Here is a 22,126-nt window from a genome sequence, read left to right as displayed (position 1 = left end):
CTTTATTTCAGCTCTGACGTTTTGGTGAGCATAAAAATGTGCGTAACCTCAAAATTCCAGTAAAAAAATTGCAACAGTGCTTGCCTGGTTTGCGGGAAATACACACACTCATTGAAACGTTTCAGCGTCGTCTTGTTGCCATTGTCACACCAGAGGGCGCTTTTTTTCTCATAACAGCTGAATCGTTTCAATTCAGCAGAAGAGAGGATCCATGTTCCAGTTATCTGTTCAGGACATCCATCCTGGCCAAAGCGCCGGGAGTAAAGAAGAGGCCATCCGTCAGGTTGCCGCTGCACTTGTGCAGGCGGGTAACGTGGCCGAAGGCTACGTCGACGGCATGCTTGCGCGTGAGCAGCAGACCGCAACGTATCTGGGCAATGGCATCGCCATCCCACATGGCACGACGGATACCCGCGAGCTGGTGCTGAAAACCGGCGTTCAGGTCTTCCAGTTCCCGCAGGGCATTGAGTGGGCGGAAGGGCAGAAAGCCTATGTGGCCATCGGTATTGCCGCCAGCTCCGACGAACACCTTGGGTTGCTGCGTCAGCTGACGCATGTATTAAGCGATGACGCCGTTGCTGAACAGCTGCGCACCGCTTCGACCGCAGAAGAAGTGCGTGCCCTGCTGATGGGGGAAAAACAAAGCGCCGCGCTGCTGTTTGACAACTCCCTGCTGGCGCTGGACGTCACCGCCAGCGATCTCATGACATTGCAGGCGCTGAACGCTGGCCGTATCAAACAGGCTGGCGCGGCGGATGCCTCCTTTGTCAGCAACGTCGTTTCTAACAGGCCGCTGTATCTCGGTCAGGGTATCTGGCTGAGCGACAGTACCGAAGGCAACCTTGCCAGCGCGGTGGCTATCAGCCGTCCGTCCGCTGCTTTTGAAGCGGAAGGCGAGCCGGTCTCCATGCTGATGACCGTAGCCGTCGCCGACGACCAGCCGCTGCAGGTACTGAATCGCCTTAGCGATCTGCTGATCAACAATAAAGCAGAGCACCTGCTGAACGCGGATGCGCCGACTTTGCTGACGCTGCTGACCAGCGATGCCGCACCGGCTGAAAACGTGCTGACGGAAGAGTTCACCATCCGCAACGAACACGGCCTGCATGCCCGTCCGGGTACGATGCTGGTAAATACCATCAAGCAGTTCAGCAGTGATATCACCGTGACCAACCTCGACGGTTCCGGTAAACCCGCTAACGGCCGCAGCCTGATGAAAGTTGTCGCGCTGGGCGTGAAAAAAGGCCACCGCCTGCGCTTTACTGCACAGGGCGATGACGCACAACAGGCATTACAGGCTATCGGCGAGGCTATCGCCGCCGGTCTGGGCGAGGGGGCCGCATGACCAGACGTGTTGCAACAATTACGCTGAACCCGGCCTATGACCTGGTTGGCTACACCCCGGAAGTTGAACGCGGTGAAGTGAACCTGGTTCGCACAACCGGGCTGCATGCCGCCGGTAAAGGCATTAACGTCGCCAAAGTTCTCAAAGACCTGGGCATTGACGTTACCGTGGGCGGTTTCCTGGGAAAAGATAACCAGGACGGCTTCCAGCAGCTGTTCAGCGAGCTGGGTATCGCCAACCGTTTTCAGGTGGTGCAGGGCCGTACCCGCATCAACGTCAAGCTGACCGAGAAGGACGGGGAAGTCACCGACTTTAACTTCTCCGGCTTTGAAGTGACGCCGTCCGACTGGGAGCGCTTCGTTGCCGATTCTCTGAGCTGGCTGGGCCAGTTCGACATGGTCTGCGTCAGCGGCAGCCTGCCTGCGGGCGTGACGCCGGAAGCATTCACCGACTGGATGACCCGTCTTCGCAGCCAGTGTCCGTGCATCATCTTTGACAGCAGCCGTGAGGCGCTGGTAGCCGGGCTGAAGGCCGCGCCGTGGCTGGTCAAACCAAACCGCCGCGAGCTGGAAATCTGGGCTGGCCGCAAGCTTCCTGAAATGAAAGACGTGATCGAAGCCGCGCACGCCTTGCGCGAGCAGGGCATCGCACACGTTGTTATCTCCCTGGGTGCCGAAGGCGCGCTGTGGGTGAACGCGTCGGGCGAATGGATTGCGAAACCGCCTGCCTGCGAAGTTGTCAGCACCGTGGGCGCCGGAGATTCCATGGTTGGCGGCCTGATTTATGGCCTGCTGATGCGTGAATCCAGCGAGCATACCCTGCGCCTGGCAACGGCCGTTGCGGCACTGGCGGTGAGCCAGAGCAACGTTGGCATTACGGATCGCACCCAGCTGGCTGCCATGATGGCCCGCGTCGATCTGCAACCCTTTAACTAACGGCAGGAGAGGAACAATGAAAACGCTGCTGATTATCGATCCTACGCTTGGCCAGGCGCGCGCTTACCTCGCGAAAACCCTGCTGAGCGCTGCGGCACCGAAAGCGCATCTGACTATTATCGACAACCCGAACGAGGCCGAACTGGCTATCGTGGTGGGCACCTCCGTCCCTGCTGACACCGCTCTGAACGGCAAAAATGTCTTCCTGGGCGATATCGATCGTGCGGTGCTGCATCCTGAGCTGTTTCTGAGCGAAGCAAAAGGCAAAGCTAAGCCGTATACCGCCCCTGTTGCCGCTGCCGCACCGTCTGCGGCGGCAAAAGGGCCAAAACGCATTGTCGCCGTAACCGCCTGCCCAACTGGCGTAGCGCACACCTTTATGGCGGCGGAAGCCATCGAAACCGAAGCGAAAAAACGCGGCTGGTGGGTGAAGGTGGAAACGCGTGGTTCCGTAGGTGCGGGCAACGCCATCACGCCGGAAGAGGTGGCTGAGGCCGATCTGGTGATCGTGGCGGCTGACATCGAAGTGGATCTGGCGAAGTTTGCCGGCAAGCCGATGTACCGTACTTCCACCGGCCTTGCGCTGAAGAAAACGGCCCAGGAGCTGGATAAGGCGCAGACCGAAGCGACCATCTTTGAAGCCAAAGGCCAGAGCGCCGCGTCTGCAAAAGAAGGTAAGAAAGAGGGGGCCGGGGCATACCGTCACCTGCTGACCGGTGTGTCTTACATGCTGCCGATGGTTGTTGCGGGCGGCCTGTGCATCGCGCTCTCCTTCGCCTTTGGTATCGAAGCGTTTAAAGAGCCGGGCACGCTGGCTGCTGCGCTGATGCAGATCGGCGGCGGCTCCGCCTTTGCGCTGATGGTCCCGGTACTGGCGGGTTATATCGCGTTTTCCATCGCTGACCGTCCTGGCCTGACGCCGGGCCTAATCGGCGGTATGCTGGCCGTCAGCACCGGCGCGGGTTTCATCGGCGGGATCATTGCCGGTTTCCTTGCGGGCTACGTGGCGAAAGCGATCAGCACTAAGCTGAAGCTGCCGCCAAGCATGGAAGCGCTGAAACCTATCCTGATCATCCCGCTGATTTCCAGCCTGGTAGTTGGCCTGGCGATGATCTACCTGATCGGTACGCCGGTTGCGAAAATCCTCGAAGGCCTGACCCACTGGCTGCAGACCATGGGCACCGCAAACGCGGTTCTGCTTGGCGCGATCCTCGGCGGTATGATGTGTACCGATATGGGCGGCCCGGTGAACAAAGCGGCCTACGCCTTCGGGGTTGGCCTGCTGAGCACCCAGACCTACGCACCCATGGCGGCCATCATGGCGGCAGGCATGGTGCCACCGCTGGCGCTGGGCCTGGCGACGCTGGTTGCCCGTCGTAAGTTCGCTAAATCCGAGCAGGAAGGCGGCAAAGCGGCGCTGGTGCTGGGCCTGTGCTTCATCACCGAAGGGGCGATTCCGTTCGCGGCCCGTGACCCGATGCGCGTGCTGCCTTGCTGTATCGTGGGCGGTGCGGTAACAGGCGCTATCTCCATGGCGGTTGGCGCGAAGCTGATGGCGCCACACGGTGGCCTGTTCGTTCTGCTGATTCCGGGTGCGATTACGCCGGTGCTGGGCTATCTGATTGCGATTGTGGCGGGTACGCTGCTGGCAGGTTTGTCTTACGCCTTCCTGAAACTTCCGGACGCCGAGCTGGCTGTTAAAACAGCTTAATATTCGTAAAATCAAGCAGTTTATCTGAACGCCTCCGGGGAAAACCGGGGGCGTTTTCACTTTCCATTTCTGGCAAGCCCCGCTTACAACCCCATTTGTTACCCAAATGTTGCCAAATGAACCAGTTGGTTCAAAGATTAAAGCTCTCCCACACGGTTCCCGAGGAAAGTATGCAGCGTTCAATAGCCACCGTTTGTCTTGCCGGTACGTTACCTGAAAAACTCCACGCGATAGCCCGTGCGGGCTTTAGCGGCGTGGAAATCTTTGAGCCGGATCTCCAGGCCTGGCAGGGAAGCGCACGTGACATTGCGAAGCTCGCCAGCAGTCTGGGATTACAGATCCTGCTGTACCAGCCGTTTCGTAACTTCGAGGGAGTGCCGGATGCGAAGCTGGCGGAAAACCTCGAGCGGGCGCGCAGAACATTCGACACGATGAATCAGCTGGGCTGCGAAAAGCTATTACTGTGCAGCAACGTAGATGAGCAGTGTGACGCGAGCCGGGATAAGCAGATACACGACCTGGGAAAAATAGCCGAACTGGCCTGCCAGCACGGTGTGAAAGTGGGCTATGAGGCGCTGGCCTGGGGCAGGCATGTCAACCGATATCAGCAGTCGTGGGACCGTGTCAAAGCCGTTAATAGCGCATCGCTGGGACTGGTGCTGGACAGCTTCCACGTGCTGGCGCTGGGGGATGAACTCAACCTGATAAACATACCGCTGGAGAAGATCTTTTTTGTGCAGTTAGCGGATGCACCGCGCAAGGATCTGGACGTGCTGGAATGGAGCCGTCACTACCGCTGCGTGCCGGGCATGGGCGATCTGCCCGTGCTGGAGTTTGCCAGAACGCTGGTGGACAAAGGTTATCGCGGGCCATGGTCGCTGGAGATTTTTAACGATGAGTATCAGCTGGCAGAGCCGGGCAGGGTTGCAAAAGCAGGGTTTGAGTCGCTGCGGTGGCTGGAAGAGAATTTAAGCGAGCGGTTAGTGAAGTTTGCCTGAAAGGTACCGGCGGATGACGCTGTCGCTTATCCGCCCTACGAGATAAGTTGGGCGAGCGTATCCGCCGCAAAAAAGTTACGCCACCGCAGCTTCATGCTGCTGGGCTTTCAGCCAGGCGATCTCTTCGGCCCAGATATCCGGATTGGTCGTTTCCAGAATCAGCGGGATGCCGTCGAAGCGGCTGTCGCGCATTAGCCAGGCAAAAGGCGTATGACCGATATTGCCTTCTCCCAGACTGTTGTGGCGGTCAACCCGGCTGCCGAATTCGCTTTTGGCGTCGTTCAGGTGCATGCCGCGTAAATACTGGAAGCCGACGATGCGCTCGAATTCGCTGAACGTTTTCTCGCAGTCCTCTTCGGTCCGCAGATCGTAGCCCGCCGCGAACGCGTGGCAGGTGTCAATGCAGACGCCAACGCGGGATTTGTCCTCCACGCCGTCGATAATCGCCGCCAGATGCTCAAAGCGGAAGCCCAGATTGCTGCCCTGGCCCGCGGTGTTTTCGATAACCGCCACCACGTCTTTGGTTTTATCCAGCGCGATGTTGATGGACTGGGCGATTTTCGCCAGGCACTCTTCTTCAGGAATTTGCTTCAGGTGGCTGCCGGGATGGAAGTTCAGCAGCGTCAGCCCGAGCTGTTCGCAGCGCTGCATCTCATCCAGAAAGGCCTCGCGGGATTTTTCCAGCGCCTCTTCAACCGGATGGCCCAGGTTAATCAGATAGCTGTCGTGAGGCAGGATCTGGCCCGGCCCGTAGTTGTACTTTTCGCAGGCGCGCCTGAAGTTGCTGATGACTTCATCGGTGAGCGGTGCGGCCCGCCATTGACGCTGGTTTTTGGTAAACAGGGCAAAAGCGGTAGCGTCCAGTTCGTGGGCGCGAATGGCGGCGTTTTCTAATCCGCCCGAGGCGCTGACGTGCGCTCCAATAAACTTCATCTTTGTTTCTCCTGTCAAAACCCGCTACCGGGAAAACGCAATGATAGCGGGTTAAAGGGGAAATTTCTCTGCTCAGGCCATTAAATGGTGGATGCCCAGGTTAATGGCCGCGCCGCCGACGATCAGCCAGATGAACAGCACCAGTGCCATCAGCAGAGGACGCACCCCGGCTTTCTTCAGTGCGCCAATGTGGGTAGTCAGGCCCAGCGCCGCCATCGCCATCGCCAGCAGGAAGGTATCAAGGGTAACCAGCGCGTTCACAAGGCTTACGGGAAGCAGGTGGAAAGAGTTAAACATGGCGACCACAATGAACAGAACGGCAAACCACGGGATGGTGATTTTGCTCGCCTGTGCTGCACCAGCCGGAGCAAGTTGCTTAACGCGAGCCGCAAGGAAAATCAGGAACGGTGCCAGCATCATGACGCGCAGCATTTTGGCGATCACCGCCGCGTTCTCCGTTTCCGGGCTGATGGCGTGGCCCGCCGCAACAACCTGCGCAACTTCATGCATGGTCGATCCGGTGTAAATCCCGAAGGTTTCAGGCGTAAACCACTGGGTGACAAACGGATAAATCATTGGGTACAGGAATATTGCCAGCGTGCCGAAGATAACGACGGTCGCTACGGCCACGGTGACTTTGCTGGCCTCGGCTTTGACTACGGGTTCGGTGGCCAGAATCGCTGCCGCACCGCAGATGCTGCTGCCCGCACCAATCAGCCAGCTGGTTTGTTTATCCAGCCCAAACACCTTCTGTCCAAGCCAGCAGGCGAGGGTAAAGGTGCTGGTTAGGGTCAGAATGTCGATGATGATACCGCTGGCGCCGACGTCGGCGATTTGCGAAAACGTCAGGCGGAAGCCATAAAGAATAATCCCCAGGCGCAGCAGGTGCTGCTTGGCGAACAGCACGCCGCCGTCGCACTGCTGCCAGATTTTTGGGTACAGGGTATTGCCGATGACCATACCGCATAAAATAGCGAGCGTCAGCGCGCCCAGCCCCAGCCCGGCAACAGATGGGATATTGCCCATCCACAGCGCAAACGCGGTAATAACACCAGTCAGCGCCAGCCCTGGCAGGAAATGCCACAGAGTGTGACGCGGTGCGGGAACAGTGTGTGCAGTCATAACCTTCTCCTTTGTGATGGCAAAAGGATAGGGCGGGCTGGTTTAAAAATAAAATTGATTATATATTTATAATCAATCGAAATAAGTGTTAAGGCGAAATGCAATGCACATCACGCTGCGGCAGTTAGAAGTTTTTGCTGAGGTATTAAAAAGCGGTTCAACCACCCAGGCCTCGCAGATGCTGGCCCTGTCGCAGTCCGCCGTCAGCGCGGCGCTGGCAGATCTGGAAGGGCAGCTCGGCGTTCAGCTGTTTGACCGCGTGGGCAAGCGGCTGGTGGTGAACGAGCACGGAAGGCTGCTCTACCCGCGCGTGGTGGGCCTGCTTGAGCAGGCCGGAGAAATAGAACAGCTCTTCCGCGAGGCCAACGGTGCGATTCGCGTCTACGCCAGCAGCACCATCGGCAACTACATTCTGCCGGAGATGATCGCCCGCTATCGCCGTGATTTTCCGGCGTTGCCGCTGGAGATGAGCGTTGGTAACAGCCAGGACGTGATCAACGCAGTGGCAGATTTCCGCGTCGATATCGGCCTTATCGAAGGCCCAAGCCATATGACCGAACTGGTCACCGAACCCTGGCTTGAGGATGAGCTGGTCGTCTTTGCGGCACCCTCAGCCCCATTGCTAAAAGAGCCTGTGACCCTCGAGTCGCTGGCGAACCAGCAGTGGATCCTACGTGAGAAAGGCTCCGGCACGCGTGAAATCGTCGACTACCTGCTGCTTTCCCATTTGCCGCAGTTCCATCTGGGTATGGAGCTGGGCAATTCAGAGGCCATCAAACATGCGGTGCGTCACGGCCTTGGCATCAGCTGTTTGTCCCGCCGGGTCATCCAGGAGCAGCTGGAAACCGGCTCGCTGGTGGAGGTTGAGGTGCCACTGCCCAAACTTAAGCGCACGCTTTACCGCATTCATCATCGTCAGAAGCATATCTCTAATGCTTTGCAGCGTTTTTTGCGCTATTGCGAAGAATAGTTCAGCTCTCGTCCTGCGCTCTTTCTTATACAGATCTTTGAAACAGTTACTGGCGAGATCGAGAAGGTTCCGTTCACTCTGCGTCAGGTGGCATATGTTGCTGCCGAACCGGTGAACGTCCAGAGGGTGTTCGCCGTCACACCCTCTGGGCTCCCGACTCCCGGCAATAAATCGCCACCTGCGGCGGTAAACCTCCATTTTTGGCTCCCTGTCCGGGTCGGTTGCGATTCGTTCCCGACGATCACAACCTCCAGCCGTTCCCGACGGCTGGACCCGGCCATGAAGCCAAAAATGGAGGCGATTTAAGCCGGACCCAACACCCTCGCTTTAACTTTCATGAATGACTTATCTCCGGTGTCGCTGTAGGTTTCAAAGCGATGCTATTTCTGATGTTATTTCTGGCTTAAAGCGACACCCTGTTCCCGGCTTAAATCGCTCCGGTTTTTGCCCTTCAGGCAGGGTCACGTTGTCGGGAACAACGTGAGAGAGCGATCGTCTGGAACGAATCGCGAACGACCCTGCATGTTGGGTAAAAACCGGAGTTTACCGCTTCAGCGGCGATTTATTTGCCGGGCGCCGGGGTCGCCAGGGGATTGGCGTAAATCCCCTGGCACGTTCACCGTTCGCAACGGCAGCAGAGATAGCCAGACGAACGGGTGAACGGAATACCTGCAGATTAACAGATCCCACCCTGACGTATGATCCGGGTGAGTTGTGACTAAGGGACAGCGTCCGGTAAAGCCTCACGCTCCGCAGTCGGCAGCGTGAAGCTGAAGCAGCTGCCGTGGGGCGCGTTCGGCTGCGCCGTCAGCCTGCCGTGGTGCCGTTCGATAATGGAATGGCTGATCGTTAGCCCCATCCCCATGCCCTGCGCCTTAGTGGTGTAAAACGAGTCAAAAACTCGCTCCCGGACTTCAGGAGGCAGGCCCGTGCCGTTGTCCGTAACGTGCAGGGCTACCGAGCCTTCATCGGGGTTATTGGTGACTATGCGCAGCGTGCGGGGGCGGTCAGAGACATCGGCCATCGCTTCAACGGCGTTGATCACCAGGTTGATGAGCACCTGCTGGATCTGCACGCTGTCGGCAAGAATAAAGCGCTTGTCGGCCTTCAGTTCGTACTCCACGGCCACTCTTCTTTGTTCAATCTCGCTGCGCGACAGCGTCATAATATGGCGCACCAGGTAGTGCAGATCGATGCGGCAGAAATGGGACTCCCGCTTGCGCGTCAAGGCCTGGATGCTGCGGATAATCTCCCCTGCGCGCTGGCCTTCCGCGACGATTTCCTCAAGCCCGGCGCGAATATTGTCGTGCCTTATCGGGTCGTGATTCAGCCAGCGCAGGCTGGCCCCCGCGTTTGAAACGATCGACATTAGCGGCTGATTAATTTCATGGGCGATGGAAGAGGTTAGCTGGCCGACTGTGGTCGCGCGGGATACCCGGGCCAGCTCCGCCTGGGCCACCCTGACGGCATCTTCCGCCTGCCGCTGCGTGGTGATATCGGTGATGGTGCCGTAATATTCGTAGATCTCGGTACCCACCCCTACCGGACTGCCGATGCCCAGAATGTAGCGCACGCTTCCTTGAGTACTAATAATACGGAATTCAGCGTGTAGCGTCAGCCCGTCACGCACTCCGTCGGTGACCACTTCGCTGACGCGCAGATAGTCGTCCGGGTGGACGAAGGTCAGAAATTCCGCCATTGAAATCATCTTCTGCTTCTCCGGCAGGCCGAGGATTCGGGCGTATTCTTCGGACATAAACATCAGATCCTGCTCAATCTCCCAGCGCCAGCTGCCGGTATGGCTGATCTGCTCCCCGAGCATCAGCGAGGTCTGGCTTGCGCGCAGCTCTTTTTCCACCCGGCGGCGCTGGATGTTCTCCTCCAGCAGCTCGGCATACAGCCGGGCCGTTTCAAGAGAGACGGCGGCGTGCGCCCCGAGCAGGCTGACGACCTTAGAGTGCTCGGCGGTAAAGACCTCGGGCATCAGGCGATTTTCCAGGTAGAGCACGCCGACCAGCCGTGCGCCCTTAAACATCGGCACGCACAGCACGGCTGCGCCGGAGGTCACCAGGTAAGGGTCCTGCGAGAAGGGGCTGAACTCTTCAGGTTTTCCGGTTCGGATCTCCTGTCCGGTACGGATCACCGCCGCCAGCACCGACAGCGGCAGATCGCTCGCCATCGGCATGTTTCTGAGGATGCGCACCCGCACGCCGTCGCTGCTGGTCAGCGCGCTCGCTTCTACCTGGGGAATGTTGTTGTCCAGTACTCGAATCAGCAGCCCGCGCTGCGCGCCAGCACGCTCCAGCAGCATGGTCATCAGGATCTCAATTAAGCGTTCCAGATTAATTTCTTCCGAGAGGGCGCGGGAGGCTTTGATCACGCTTTGCAGATCGCGAATCTCTTCGTTCTGGGCGAAGGCGATGGTGTCGTAGGGGGTTGCTGGTGCTACGGAAACCAGGTGGGGATAAGCCAGCATGAGCTGGTTCACCTTCGCCTGCGCGCCGATACGCCCCCAGGCCGCCATCGCGCCGCGAAAATGCGCGTCCGCCGCCGTGTGGTAGCCGCAGCTTGAGGCAAAGCGCCCGGCAAGCTCGTGCGCCAGCGCGTTACCAGGGTTGAATCCCGCTTCACGGGAGAGCTGCACGGCTTTTTCGTATTGCTCCAGAGCAATGCTGTTCATGCCGTCAAGACGGACAATCTCCGCGTAGACCAGCGCTTCTTTATCGGCAAACGTCTCGGGGTTGATGCGCGCCCAGAGGGCAATCTTATGATGGTGGGTTTCCAGCCTGCGCCGGTGTTTCGCGGTGAAGGTTTCCGGCGTCAGCTGAACGGTGAGGGTCAGCGCGCTGTAGAGGTGCAGATCCAGCTGGTGGATGTGTCCGGGAGCCGACCAGGCGAAAGACGCAGCCTGGTCCAGCGCGTTCTGCGCCTGCGGGTAGCTGCCGGAGATGAAGTGCGCCATGCCCCGGTACAGCCAGAACCAGAAGATCAGCGTCGACATCTGCTGCGGAGCCTGTTCGGGCGCCACGGGCAGCAGGCTGTCCGGCAGCGCTTCCGCGCTTTCCCAACTGCCCACCGGCGGTTTTCTGAGGTAATCCACGTAGTGGCGCTGCAGCAGCAGGATGCGCTCCACGTCCTGGAACTGGGTTTTGCGCACGAAGGCCAGCCCGCGCTCGATGCTGGTCAGCACGTTGTCCAGATGATCGCCACGGCTTAAAAAGTTGATCACCTGATGGCAGGCGGCAAACGAGGCGATGGTTAAATCGCCGTGGGTGACCGCCGTCGTAAAGCAGGCTTTGGCGCATTCGGTGGTGTAGGAGAGCGGCTGCGTCCAGACGCTGAGCTGGTCAAGCGGCAGCAGGGTTTTGGCTTCGCAGGCGCTGAAGCCGTGGCGCTCGACTAATTCACGGGCCTGCTGGGCATACCTGAACCCCAGCCGGTACTCGGCGTAGCGTTCGCCAATCAGCACGCCAAACCAGCCCATCGCCGAGGTTGAAGCCCCGGTTACGCCGCGCTCGAGCGTTAGGTGCAGCATCTGGCACAGCAGCATGAAGTGCAGGTGCGGGTTGCTGAAGCTGGCGAAAATGCTGGCGCTGGAGAGCAGGTTCATCACCGCTTCCGTTTCTGGATGGGCCATCTCCGGCAGATGGGCAAACACCGCCGCCGGGTTATCGCCGATGCGATTGTTGAGCGCCTCCCAGGCCGCGTTGCACCCGCTGGAATCAGGATAGCGGTCAATGGAAATCCCGGAAACGGACAGCCAGCACAGCGTGGTTTCCAGCGCCAGCCGGTTGTCGGACTGACGCATGTGAATTTCTGCCAGCAGGTTGGCGGCGGCGACTTTCTCCGTCATCCCGCCGGGCGAGCCCAGCAGCCGGTCGCAAAGCTGGCGGGCGGCGGTCAGGTTGCCGAGTAAAAACTCGCACTCGGCTTCCTCCAGCTCCAGCCGCAGGTCGGCAGAGTTTTCGGCAGCGCCGCCCTCCAGCGCTCTTGCGGTCTGCAGATAGCGCAGCGCCGACAGGTAATCGCCGGTCCGCCTGGCCCGCTGCGCCGCCAGTATGCTCAGCTCCCGGAACATTTTGCGCTGCGCGGGCGGCTGAACGCAGTCTATCGCCGCCGAGACGTGGTGGATGGCGCGGAACAGCATTTCGTTGCCGGCGGCCAGACGGGAAGCCTCCGCCATAATGCTGGCGGTGGTGAGATGCAGACGCCCTTTTTCGGCGCTGTCCAGCAGGGCGAAAGCCGCCTCCTGCACTTTGTCGTGGGTAAAGGCCCAGCCGTCTGTCGACAGGGTGAGCAGCTGCGCCGTGACGGCAGGATGCAGCTGATAGCGAATATCGGCATCGGAAATGCTCAGCACGCGGCTGACGGTATCCAGCTCGCCCCGGCTGCCCAGGCAGGCCAGGCTTCCCAGCAGCCTGCGGGTCTCTGGCGGCATTTTCTCCAGCTGCTGAAGCACCAGGCTGACGACGTTTTCGGTGTAGTGACGCGCCTGGATCGCCGCCAGATCGTAGTGCCATTTCCCCTGATATTTGCTGTGGGTAACCAGCCCGTCCTCCACGATACGCTTGAGGAACTCATGTAAAAAGAGCGGATTACCGCCTGTTTTCTCATGGATCAGTCTGGCAAGGTCCGGGGTGTCCGCCGAGCGCTGCTGGAAAACATCCGCCAGCCAGCGGGCGATGGCCTTTACCGACAACGGGGCTGGGGTAATCGTTTTTAGCCGCTGAGCGGCGTCGGACAGCTGGCCCAGCGCGCCGGAAACCCCGCTCTTGTCGGGCACCGCGCCGTCCCGCAGGGCAATGACCATCAGCAGCGGCAGTGCGGCGCTGTTTTTCAGGATAAACGTCAGGACGTGGAGGCTGGCGGTGTCAATCCAGTGCAGATCGTCTATCAGCAGAATCAGCGGGCAGCCCGGCGAGGCGAAGGTAGTGACCAGGTTGAGTACCATATGATCAAACCTCGCCCTGGCATCCGTCGACAGCGGATCGGGCGCGCGGTGGGACTTCGCGTCAATCAGCAGCCCCAGCTCGGGAACAAGATTAATCGCCAGCCCTTCGTAACCTTCAAGGGCGCGCGAGAGGCGCATCTTCCATACCGCAACTTCTTCAGCGGGCAGGCCAAGCAGGGTGAGCGTCAGAGAACGGAATGCTGAAGTCAGCACGCCGTACGGCAGCGAGGCGGAAAACTGATCGACCTTGCCTATGGCAATCAGAGCATGCCTGTTCTGCAGCTCCTTCAGGGCTGAGGCAATCAGGGATGATTTACCGATCCCGGACGGGCCGCCGATCGCCGCCAGCAGATGATTACCGCTTTGATTAACCTCGTCGAAGGCCACTACCAGCTCCCTTGACTGCGGATGCGCGGTGTAGAGGGTGTCGGTGAGATGCACCTCGGGGGAGAGATCCTGTAAGCCCGGCGTGAAGGGCGGAATGTCACTGTTTTCGTCGAGCGTGGCCTGACAGCGGCGCAAATCCGCCACCAGGCCATCCACGGTCTGGTAACGGTTATCCGGCGACTTGGCTAGCAGGCGCAGAATGATGCCGGAAAGCATCACCGGAATCATGTTTCTGACCAGATGCGGCGGGCGGGGTTCAGAGGCGATGTGATGATGTGCCCACTCCGCCAGCCCCCCGGCGCTTAAGTCGAAGGGCAGCGTGCCCGTCAGCAGCTCATACAGCACAATACCGAGGCTATAAAGATCGCTGCGGCTGTCCACCGGCCTCTGGGTGCGGTTGGTATGTTCCGGTGACATATAGGCGAGTGTGCCGCCGGAAAAAGCGAGCCGGGCCTGCTTCAGCTCTTTGGAAGTGCCGGTGGTCAGGCCGAAGCCCGCCAGGCGGCAGGCGGTGTCGCCGTTGAGAAAGATATGGCCGGGCTTGATGTCGCCGTGGATCAGATTGCGCATGTGCATCAGGCGCAGCGGATGGCAAATGCGGATGGCCAGCGCCAGGAAGCTGGCGATACAGCTCATCGGCTGGCCTGTCACCCGCGTCAGCGGTTCGAAGGTAAAGGTCGGATAAACCAGGGCGTAGCGGCCACGATACTGTGTGCAGGCTGCGGGCTTCACGGCCCAGGCGCTGGACAGCCAGGGGCGCAGCGCAAACTCATTTTTTAGCAGCTGGGTTGCATCCGGCTCCGCCTCATCGCTTACGGCGGTCGCCAGAATAAAGGCCCCGTCTGAAAAGGGGTGCCTGCCGTTCATCCAGGCGATGCTGCCCTCCCTGATAAGCGGCGTAAAAATCACGTCGTCCCTGAAGGAAAATAGCTGCCCTTCCTGAAGGTCGGCAAGAACGGCACGGTCGGATGGGGTCGGCTTGTTATGCATTAGGGGTTCTCACGCGATGCGCTTTTATTATGTTGTGCCGGATCTTAGCTCGTTCTGAATATGGTTCAGCAGCTGCTCAATGTCGATGGGCTTACGTAAAAAAGCAGCGGCGCCCTGCTCGAGAGCGTACCGCTGCATCTGCTCGTCGCCGTGGCCGGAGATAAAAATGACCGGCGGAGGGGAGGCGACATGAGTTTTTATGTAGCTAAAGAGTTCGAAGCCGCTCATGCCTTTTAGTTTGATATCAATCACGAGCAGCGCGGCGTCCGCCAGCGCGCCGGGATCGGCCAGCAGCGCCTCGGCGGACGCAAAGCAGCCCGTTGAATAGCCGTCGGACCGCAGCAGGTTGCTCAACCCGCTGCGTACGGAAGGTTCGTCATCGACAATGGCAATACGCTGCGGCAGCGTCATCGGGTCATTCCTCTCACCGGTCATCGCTGGAGCTTACGGCCCTCGGCGTCTGACGTGGCGACTGCGGGCGGCGGGGTACCGCTGATTTTGGGCACGCATTCGTGGCGGAACCAGGCGAGGGTCAGCGGCTGGCGGCTGAGAAGCCTGCGGGCAATCGGGATAATTTGTTCCCCAACCAGCATGCCAAATAAGCCGAGCAGCGCGATAACCGGCGGTGCCGGTGAATGAATATCCGCCGCGGCGTAAAGCGCGCCGGCCAGCAGGCCAACGGCCAGTGAAACAAGCCATGTCTTCATCATTTACCTCTTTTCGGCGCAGGCGGCGGATGGCAGCTGACAGCTTTGCTGTGCCGTGGTTGGCGCGGGCCTGAGCATTTCTGCGGTCAGATGCTCACCGGCCAGCATGCCGAGCAGGCCGACCAGAGCGACGGCGGGCGGCGCCGGTGAACGGACCTTCAGCAGGGCGTACAGCAGGCCAATTACCACGCCTGCGAACAGGGACAGCAGTCCTGCACTCATCTTATTTCTCCACAAGGCAGGCTGACCGGTTTGCTGCCGGTCAGCGGAGCGGATTAGCGCGCGGCTACCGCAGCGAGAGTGGTGTGCTCACTCTTCTGGCGGGAAGGGGCTTTGTGCACCATGGTATAGGCATAATCAACGCCCATACCGTAAGCGCCGGAGTGTTCACGAACGATGTCCATCACGGCGTTGTAAGTCTCTTTGTGCGCCCAGTCGCGCTGCCACTCCAGCATTACCTGCTGCCAGGTTACCGGGATCACTCCAGCCTGGATCATGCGCTGCATGGCGTAATCATGGGCTTCTTTGGAGGTTCCGCCGGAAGCGTCCGCCACCATGTAAATTTCATAGTCGCCTTCCAGCATGGCGCACAGGGCGAAGCTGTTGTTGCACACTTCCGTCCACAGGCCGGAGACCACGACTTTCTTCTTGCCGTTTGCCGCCAGCGCGTCGCGGACCTTCTGGTCGTCCCAGGAGTTCATGGAGGTGCGCTCGAGGATATCCTTGCCTGGGAACACGTCCAGCAGCTCAGGATAGGTATTGCCCGAGAAGCTCTCGGTTTCAACGGTGGTAATAATCGTCGGAATATTAAAGACCTTAGCGGCCTTCGCCAGGGCGACGGTGTTGTTTTTCAGCACCTGGCGGTCGATGGACTGCACGCCAAAGGCCATCTGAGGCTGCTGATCGATAAAAATCATCTGACAGTTGGCAGGCGTGAGGACTTCAAGCTTAGAGGTTGTCATAAAATTACCCGTTGGTATGAGGTTAAAAGTAACAAAACCGCCGCGCTTCTGGCGCAGCGACAGCCGGGACAGCCGCCGGGAATGAAGGCTATCGACGGGCTGAATGGTAGGCCGGCCAGCCGGGTAAAACTATTATCTGATGGTATAACTATCCTCAGGTATAACTATACTTTGGTATAACTATCCCTTTGTATAACTAGTCTTTTTTGACCCTCGTTCACATACTCACCTCCATTCACGTGGCCCGTTGTGGCCCGTATTCTTCTCCGGGAGGGCGGCTGCCCGAACCGGAAATCTGAAAGTGGAGGATGTATGGTTGCGCTGGGCAAAGCTGATTTAATTCTGGTTAACGGGCAGTTTCACACCGTCGACCGCGAAAACCCGCTGGCGGAAGCGGTGGCGATCCGCGACGGAAAATTTATCGAGGTGGGCACCACCGCCGAAGTGATGCAGCACCACGACGAAGGGACGAAGGTGGTCGACCTGAAGGGGCACGCGGCCATTCCGGGGCTTAACGATTCGCACCTGCACCTGATACGTGGCGGCCTGAATTACAACCTTGAGCTGCGTTGGGAGGGCGTGCCGTCGCTGGCCGACGCGCTGCGGATGCTGAAAGAGCAGGCGTTGCGCACGCCTTCGCCACAGTGGGTTCGCGTGGTGGGCGGCTGGACGGAATTCCAGTTTGCCGAGCGCCGCATGCCGACGCTGGATGAAATTAACGAGGCCGCGCCGGATACGCCGGTTTTCATTCTGCATCTCTATGACCGCGCGCTGCTGAACCGCGCAGCGCTAAAGGTTGTGGGCTACACCAAAGACACGCCTAACCCGCCGGGTGGTGAGATCCAACGCGACGGCAACGGCAACCCGACCGGTATGCTGATTGCTCGCCCTAACGCGATGATCCTTTACTCCACCTTAGCCAAAGGGCCGAAGCTGCCGCTGGAGCAGCAAATAAACTCCACCCGCCAGTTTATGCGCGAGCTGAACCGCCTGGGGCTGACCAGCGCCATCGACGCGGGCGGCGGCTTCCAGAACTACCCGGAAGATTACGAGGTCATCGCCGAGCTTCATCAGAAGAAGCAGATGACGCTGCGCATCGCCTATAACCTCTTTACTCAACGTCCGGGCCACGAGCTGGAAGATTTTGAAAAGTGGACCGATATGCTGACGCCGGGCCAGGGCAGCGACTACTTCCGCCACAACGGCGCGGGGGAAATGCTGGTCTTTTCCGCCGCCGACTTCGAGGATTTCCTGGAGCCGCGCCCGGATCTTGCTCCGGGCATGGAGGACGAGCTGGAGCGTGTGGTGCGCCATCTGGTGGAACACCGCTGGCCGTTCCGCCTGCACGCCACCTACGACGAATCCATCAGCCGCATGCTGGACGTGTTTGAAAAGGTTAACCGTGATATTCCGTTTAACGGCCTGCACTGGTTCTTTGACCACGCCGAGACCGTCACCCAGAAAAATATCGACCGTATTAAGGAGCTGGGCGGGGGGATTGCCGTCCAGCACCGCATGGCCTTCCAGGGCGAATATTTCGCCGAACGTTACGGTATCGAAGCGACCCGCCACACGCCGCCGGTTGCCCGCATGCTGGAAACCGGCGTGCCGGTCGGGCTGGGAACGGATGCTACCCGCGTAGCAAGCTATAACCCCTGGACGGCGCTGTACTGGCTGGTGTCCGGCCGCACCGTCGGCGGCATGCAGATGTATGACGTCAACGCGCGTCTGGATCGCGAGACCGCGCTGATGCTCTGGACCCAGGGCAGCGCGTGGTTCTCCAGCGAGCAGGGCAAAAAAGGGCAGATCAAAAAAGGGCAGCTGGCGGACATGGCGGTGCTCAGCCAGGACTATTTCCGCGTCCGTGAAGAAGAGATCAAAGGCATCGAATCCGTGCTTACGGTGGTTGATGGCAATATTGTCTATGCCGCCGGTGCGTTCGGGCCGCTGTCGCCGCCGTCAATTCCGGTCCTGCCGGAGTGGTCGCCGGTGGTTAACGTCCCGGGGCACTATCGCGCCGCGCCGCCTGCCGTCACCCGGGCTGGCATGATGCCTCAGGCGCACCACTGTTCCGGTCCGTGCGGCGTGCATACCCATAATCACGATCTCGCCCGCGGCGCAGGGGTACCCGTTGCGGATGATTCTGCATTCTGGGGCGCGCTTGGCTGCAGCTGCTTTGCGTTTTAAATCATGAAGAGTTCATCGAACGTCTCTTTCCCGCCCCGGATCGACCTGGGGCTGTTCTTCCTGCGCCTGGCGGGGAGCCTGCTGCTGCTTTACGTACACGGGCTGCCGAAGGTGTTTCACTTCAGCGAAGAGCTGACGCGCATAGAGGATCCCTTTGGTCTGGGGCCGTACATGAGCCTGCTGCCTGCTATTTTCGCCGAGGTTATCTGCCCGCTGTTTATTATCGTCGGCTACCGGGCGCGCCTGGCCTGCCTGCCGATTATCGCCGTGCTGCTGGTGGCGATGCTGGTGGTGCACCCCGGCTGGAGCGTTGCTGAAGGGCAGTTCGGCTGGCTGCTGCTCATCATCTTTACCACGCTTGCGCTAACCGGACCGGGAGGCTGGCGTATTGGCGCGGACAGACGACAGGAGTGGCGGTATGGCAACGGTAAATGAGGTTCACCACGTCAGCACCGAGGCGCTGAAAGAGACTGGCGCAGCGACTGGTTCCCCCTGGCAGCCGCTGCGCCAGCGGGTGTTCCGCATGCTGTGGATAGCCACCGTCGTCTCCAACATCGGTTCATGGATGAACGATGTGGGCATGAACTGGACGATGCTCACGCTCAGCGCTGACCCGCTGTCCGTGGCGATGATCCAGGCGGCCAGCAGCCTGCCAATGTTTCTCTTCGCGCTGCCGTCCGGGGTGATGGCGGATATCGTTGACCGCCGTAAATACCTGCTGTTTTCCCAGCTGTGGACCTTAATCGCCGCCGTCGGGCTGACGCTGCTGTCGGTGGCGGGGCTGGTGACGCCAGCCGTACTGCTGATCGCCGCCTTCCTGATGAGCACCGGGGCGGCCATGAGCTCCCCGCCTTTTCAGGCGATTGTGCCGGATCTGGTGAGCAAGCAGGATTTGGGTGCGGCCATCGCGCTGAACTCGCTGGGTATTAATATCAGCCGTGCCATCGGCCCGGCGCTGGGCGGACTGATCCTCTCTTTTGCCGGAGCCTGGGTCGTGTTCGCCCTGAACGCGGTGTCGGTGCTGGGGGTTGCCTGGGTGCTGTACCGCTGGAAAACTGAACCCGCCGTCCAGCGGCTGCCCGCGGAGAACTTTTTCTCCGCCGTCCGCGCCGGGGTGCGCTATGTTCACGCCGCGCCGGTATTGCGCAACGTGCTGGCCCGCACCGTCGCCTTTTTCCTGTTTGGCAGCGCGGGCTGGGCGCTGTTGCCGCTGGTTGCCCGCCGCGAGCTGGGCCTTGGCCCCGGCGGCTACGGCATCATGCTGGCTTCCATCGGGCTGGGGGCGATTTTCGGCGCGGTGATGCTGCCGCGTTTGCGCAGGCACTTTAATCCTGACCGGCTGATGGTACTGGCAAGCCTGACGTTTGCCGCCACCATGCTGGCTCTGGCCTTCGTGCGGCATTTCTGGCTGCTTAACGCCTGCGAGTTTTTTACCGGCTTTTCCTGGATTGCGGTGCTCTCGACGCTCAACCTCGGCGCCCAGCGCAGCGCGGCTAAGTGGGTGAAGGCCCGCGCGCTGGCGGTTTATCTCACCGTCTTCTTCGGGTCGATGACCCTGGGCAGCGCCCTGTGGGGCCAGATCGCCTCCCATTACGGCATCGCGGTTTCGCTTTGCGCGGCGGCCCTGGGCATGGTGCTCGGCAGCGCCACAGTCCTTCGCTGGCGGCTGAATAAAGACCCGGATCTTAATCTTGAGGCCAGCAGCGATAACCTGGTCGCAATCGAGCTGGACGTCCGGCTGGATCGCGGTCCGGTGATGGTGAGCTACGAATACTTCATCAGGCCGGAGGACGCCCGGGGCTTCACGATCTGCATGCAGGATATGCGCCGCGTGCGGCGGCGAGGCGGGGCAATGAGCTGGTCGGTGTATGAGGACATTCTGCAGCCGGGCATCTTTGTCGAAACCTTTCTGGTCGGCTCGTGGGTTGAGCATCTGCGCCAGGAAGAACGCTACACCATGAATGACCGGAAGATTGAACGCCGCGTCCAGCTTTATCACCAGGGCGAAGCTCGCCCCGTGGTTCGTTATCTGGTGGCTCCGGCCTGATCCGCCGGGGCGCCGACCTGTTCACAACACACACCAACATAGGGGTACACCATGAGCACCATCAAAACCAAAGACGGCACGCAGATTTATTACAAAGACTGGGGAACGGGAAAGCCGGTGCTGTTCAGCCACGGCTGGCCGCTGGATGCGGATATGTGGGACAGCCAGCTTAACTATCTGGCCGAGCGGGGCTACCGCGTTATCGCCTTCGACCGCCGTGGCTTTGGTCGTTCAGAGCAGCCGTGGACGGGCTATGACTATGATACCTTCGCGTCTGATATTAACGACCTCATCACCCAGCTCGATCTGCGTGAGGTGACGCTGGTCGGCTTCTCCATGGGCGGCGGGGACGTGGCGCGCTATATCGGCCGCTACGGCAACGAGCGCCTTGCGGGCCTGGTACTGCTGGGGGCGGTGACGCCGGTATTTGGTAAAAGCGCCGCCAACCCGAACGGCGTTGACCTTTCGGTGTTCGAGGGTATCCGCGACGGGTTACGCAAAGACCGCGCGCAGTTTATCAGCGACTTTGCCGCGCCGTTTTACGGCACCAACGCGGGCCAGACGGTGTCCGAGGGCGTGCTGACCCAGACGCTGAATATCGCGCTTCTGGCCTCCCTGAAGGGGACGATTGACTGCGTCACGGCGTTCTCGGAAACCGACTTCCGCGACGATCTGGCGAAAGTAGACGTGCCGACGCTGGTGATCCACGGCAGCCACGATCAGATCGTGCCGTTCGAGACGACGGGCAGGGCGGCGGCCGAGGCGATTCGCGGAGCGGAGCTGAAGGTGTACGAGAATGCACCGCACGGCTTCGCGGTGACGCACCAGGAGCAGCTTAATCAGGATCTGCTGGCCTTCCTGCAGGCGCGTTAATCAGAATGAGGGCAGGGCACACGCGGCCCTGCTACTCCAGCCGACGGGAGGTCAGGAAGCTTTGGCTTTATTGATATTCAGGCGTTCGGCGTGGCGCACTAACTCAGCCAGCGAACGCACCTGCATTTTATCCATTACCCTGCGGCGATGGACCTTCACCGTGATTTCGCTTACCCCCAGCTCGGCGGCAATCTGCTTGTTCAGCAGCCCCTGAATCGTCAGCGCCAGCACCTCCTGTTCGCGCGGGGTGAGGGTCAGATGGCGCTGCTTAAGGCTGTGGAAATCCCGCAGCCGATCCGAGTTTTCCGCCGCCAGCGTCAGCGCTTCCTGCACCGCGCGGAGCAGGTCGTCGGCGTTGACCGGTTTGGTCAGAAACTCACAGGCTCCGGCTTTCATCGCCTGCACCGAGAGGGGAATGGTGCCGTAGCCGGTGAGAAATATGATCGGCATTTCCCGCCCGCAGGCCTTCAGCGCCTCGACTACCTCAAGCCCGTCCCTGTCGGGCATCTGCATATCTAATATCACGCAGCCGGGCAGGTCGGCGAAGGGGTGGGCAAGAAAGGCGTCGGCGGAGGCGAAATCAGCGGCGCTGTAGTCCGCCGAGTCCAGCAGCCGGACAATCGATTGCCTGACCGACTGGTCATCATCAACGACATATACGATGTGGTCCATAATCTTCCTCAGTGGCCAGGCCTGGCAGGCGCTGCTGCGCAAACTGCGGGCACAGCATCAAACAATCAAACCGCACGGAGTGACTGAAATGATTAACGTCATGAATGTATGATAATAACATAGTAATTATCATTACCAACTAAATCAGCAGGATATATCCGATCGGATTAACAGGCGTTGCTAAGTTATATCAGCGGCTTTGCTGCGATCCGCTTTATTGCACCGGGCTCAGAATAAGCAGGAAAGGATGTCAAAAATAAGACAGCCCTGAAGCCGCGCGAGGCCGCTGTCTAAAAGATAGCCAGAAATGCGGGTAAAGCCACCGATAAGTGCTTT

17 protein-coding genes are annotated in these 22,126 nt (G+C 59.8%); 9 read left to right on the top strand and 8 right to left on the bottom strand.

Going from position 1 to position 22,126, the window contains the following annotated elements:
* Window positions 1-211: 211 nt before the first annotated feature.
* The 4 genes from fruB (at window position 212) to ACA108_15135 (ending at window position 4,989) form a co-directional block, all read left to right on the top strand.
* The gene (gene fruB / locus ACA108_15150) at window positions 212-1,345 is read left to right on the top strand and encodes a fused PTS fructose transporter subunit IIA/HPr protein (protein XEX94708.1); all 1,134 of its coding nucleotides are present in this window, start codon (window positions 212-214) and stop codon (window positions 1,343-1,345) included.
* Window positions 1,342-2,280, top strand: a complete 939-nt coding sequence (gene fruK / locus ACA108_15145; GenBank protein ID XEX94707.1) for a 1-phosphofructokinase — start codon at window positions 1,342-1,344, stop codon at window positions 2,278-2,280. Before fruB ends, fruK begins: the two co-directional genes overlap by 4 nt.
* Before the next feature lie 16 nt (window positions 2,281-2,296).
* Window positions 2,297-3,991, top strand: a complete 1,695-nt coding sequence (gene fruA, locus ACA108_15140; GenBank protein XEX94706.1) for a PTS fructose transporter subunit IIBC — start codon at window positions 2,297-2,299, stop codon at window positions 3,989-3,991.
* Between the two features lie 170 nt (window positions 3,992-4,161).
* Window positions 4,162-4,989, top strand: a complete 828-nt coding sequence (locus ACA108_15135) for a sugar phosphate isomerase/epimerase family protein (GenBank protein XEX94705.1) — start codon at window positions 4,162-4,164, stop codon at window positions 4,987-4,989.
* Between the two features lie 75 nt (window positions 4,990-5,064).
* On the opposite strand, the gene nfo is transcribed toward ACA108_15135, so the two are convergent.
* Window positions 5,065-5,922, bottom strand: a complete 858-nt coding sequence (nfo, locus tag ACA108_15130; GenBank protein XEX94704.1) for a deoxyribonuclease IV — start codon at window positions 5,920-5,922, stop codon at window positions 5,065-5,067.
* A gap of 72 nt (window positions 5,923-5,994) precedes the next feature.
* A complete protein-coding gene (locus ACA108_15125; protein ID XEX94703.1) occupies window positions 5,995-7,044 on the bottom strand; it encodes a YeiH family protein in 1,050 nt (349 codons plus the stop codon).
* Between the two features lie 103 nt (window positions 7,045-7,147).
* Between ACA108_15125 and yieE the strand changes: the two genes are divergently transcribed.
* Window positions 7,148-8,014, top strand: coding sequence for a DNA-binding transcriptional regulator YeiE (yieE, locus tag ACA108_15120; GenBank protein XEX94702.1), 867 nt, complete (start codon window positions 7,148-7,150; stop codon window positions 8,012-8,014).
* 718 nt (window positions 8,015-8,732) lie between these two features.
* Here the strand turns inward: yieE and ACA108_15115 are convergent.
* Genes ACA108_15115 through ACA108_15095 form a run of 5 tightly spaced genes read right to left on the bottom strand, consistent with a single transcriptional unit; the run spans window position 8,733 to window position 16,011 of the window.
* Window positions 8,733-14,342: an AAA family ATPase gene (locus ACA108_15115; GenBank protein ID XEX94701.1), complete on the bottom strand. Its 5,610-nt coding sequence runs from the start codon at window positions 14,340-14,342 to the stop codon at window positions 8,733-8,735.
* A gap of 27 nt (window positions 14,343-14,369) precedes the next feature.
* On the bottom strand, window positions 14,370-14,753 hold the full coding sequence (locus tag ACA108_15110; GenBank protein XEX94700.1) for a response regulator transcription factor: 384 nt from the start codon (window positions 14,751-14,753) through the stop codon (window positions 14,370-14,372).
* Between the two features lie 20 nt (window positions 14,754-14,773).
* Complete coding sequence (locus ACA108_15105; GenBank protein XEX98125.1) at window positions 14,774-15,049, bottom strand: DUF1427 family protein; 276 nt, start codon at window positions 15,047-15,049, stop codon at window positions 14,774-14,776.
* A 3-nt stretch (window positions 15,050-15,052) separates the two neighbouring features.
* Window positions 15,053-15,271 (bottom strand): DUF1427 family protein, encoded by a 219-nt coding sequence (locus ACA108_15100; protein ID XEX94699.1) that lies wholly within the window; start codon window positions 15,269-15,271, stop codon window positions 15,053-15,055.
* Window positions 15,272-15,324: 53 nt separating this feature from the next.
* A complete protein-coding gene (locus ACA108_15095; protein XEX94698.1) occupies window positions 15,325-16,011 on the bottom strand; it encodes a hydrolase in 687 nt (228 codons plus the stop codon).
* A 312-nt stretch (window positions 16,012-16,323) separates the two neighbouring features.
* Here ACA108_15095 and ACA108_15090 point away from each other — a divergent pair, with 312 nt between their 5' ends.
* From ACA108_15090 to ACA108_15075, 4 genes are read left to right on the top strand one after another with little or no spacing between them, the layout of a single operon-like run.
* Complete coding sequence (locus tag ACA108_15090) at window positions 16,324-18,198, top strand: amidohydrolase (protein ID XEX94697.1); 1,875 nt, start codon at window positions 16,324-16,326, stop codon at window positions 18,196-18,198.
* Between the two features lie 3 nt (window positions 18,199-18,201).
* On the top strand, window positions 18,202-18,633 hold the full coding sequence (locus ACA108_15085) for a DoxX family protein (GenBank protein ID XEX94696.1): 432 nt from the start codon (window positions 18,202-18,204) through the stop codon (window positions 18,631-18,633).
* Window positions 18,617-20,245: an MFS transporter gene (locus tag ACA108_15080; GenBank protein XEX94695.1), complete on the top strand. Its 1,629-nt coding sequence runs from the start codon at window positions 18,617-18,619 to the stop codon at window positions 20,243-20,245. Before ACA108_15085 ends, ACA108_15080 begins: the two co-directional genes overlap by 17 nt.
* Window positions 20,246-20,296: 51 nt before the next feature.
* Window positions 20,297-21,118 carry an alpha/beta fold hydrolase gene (locus ACA108_15075; GenBank protein XEX94694.1) on the top strand — a complete coding sequence of 274 codons (822 nt, stop codon included), beginning with the start codon at window positions 20,297-20,299 and terminating at the stop codon, window positions 21,116-21,118.
* A 51-nt stretch (window positions 21,119-21,169) separates the two neighbouring features.
* Here ACA108_15075 and ACA108_15070 read toward each other — a convergent pair whose 3' ends face one another.
* Window positions 21,170-21,790 (bottom strand): response regulator transcription factor, encoded by a 621-nt coding sequence (locus tag ACA108_15070; protein ID XEX94693.1) that lies wholly within the window; start codon window positions 21,788-21,790, stop codon window positions 21,170-21,172.
* Window positions 21,791-22,126: the final 336 nt, after the last annotated feature.

The sequence above is a fragment of the Dryocola sp. LX212 genome (genome assembly GCA_041504365.1).
Classification (GTDB): domain Bacteria; phylum Pseudomonadota; class Gammaproteobacteria; order Enterobacterales; family Enterobacteriaceae; genus Dryocola.
This window is presented reverse-complemented; position numbering and strand designations above follow the sequence as displayed.

Coding starts and splice junctions, on each gene's coding strand:
- ACA108_15090 (XEX94697.1), top strand. CDS start 16,324: ATGGTTGCGCTGGGCAAAGCTGATTTAATTCTGGTTAACGGGCAGTTT.
- ACA108_15135 (XEX94705.1), top strand. CDS start 4,162: ATGCAGCGTTCAATAGCCACCGTTTGTCTTGCCGGTACGTTACCTGAA.
- nfo (XEX94704.1), bottom strand. CDS start 5,922: ATGAAGTTTATTGGAGCGCACGTCAGCGCCTCGGGCGGATTAGAAAAC.
- ACA108_15085 (XEX94696.1), top strand. CDS start 18,202: ATGAAGAGTTCATCGAACGTCTCTTTCCCGCCCCGGATCGACCTGGGG.
- ACA108_15105 (XEX98125.1), bottom strand. CDS start 15,049: ATGAAGACATGGCTTGTTTCACTGGCCGTTGGCCTGCTGGCCGGCGCG.
- fruB (XEX94708.1), top strand. CDS start 212: ATGTTCCAGTTATCTGTTCAGGACATCCATCCTGGCCAAAGCGCCGGG.
- ACA108_15115 (XEX94701.1), bottom strand. CDS start 14,342: ATGCATAACAAGCCGACCCCATCCGACCGTGCCGTTCTTGCCGACCTT.
- yieE (XEX94702.1), top strand. CDS start 7,148: ATGCACATCACGCTGCGGCAGTTAGAAGTTTTTGCTGAGGTATTAAAA.
- ACA108_15125 (XEX94703.1), bottom strand. CDS start 7,044: ATGACTGCACACACTGTTCCCGCACCGCGTCACACTCTGTGGCATTTC.
- ACA108_15070 (XEX94693.1), bottom strand. CDS start 21,790: ATGGACCACATCGTATATGTCGTTGATGATGACCAGTCGGTCAGGCAA.
- ACA108_15095 (XEX94698.1), bottom strand. CDS start 16,011: ATGACAACCTCTAAGCTTGAAGTCCTCACGCCTGCCAACTGTCAGATG.
- ACA108_15100 (XEX94699.1), bottom strand. CDS start 15,271: ATGAGTGCAGGACTGCTGTCCCTGTTCGCAGGCGTGGTAATTGGCCTG.
- fruA (XEX94706.1), top strand. CDS start 2,297: ATGAAAACGCTGCTGATTATCGATCCTACGCTTGGCCAGGCGCGCGCT.
- ACA108_15080 (XEX94695.1), top strand. CDS start 18,617: ATGGCAACGGTAAATGAGGTTCACCACGTCAGCACCGAGGCGCTGAAA.
- fruK (XEX94707.1), top strand. CDS start 1,342: ATGACCAGACGTGTTGCAACAATTACGCTGAACCCGGCCTATGACCTG.
- ACA108_15110 (XEX94700.1), bottom strand. CDS start 14,753: ATGACGCTGCCGCAGCGTATTGCCATTGTCGATGACGAACCTTCCGTA.
- ACA108_15075 (XEX94694.1), top strand. CDS start 20,297: ATGAGCACCATCAAAACCAAAGACGGCACGCAGATTTATTACAAAGAC.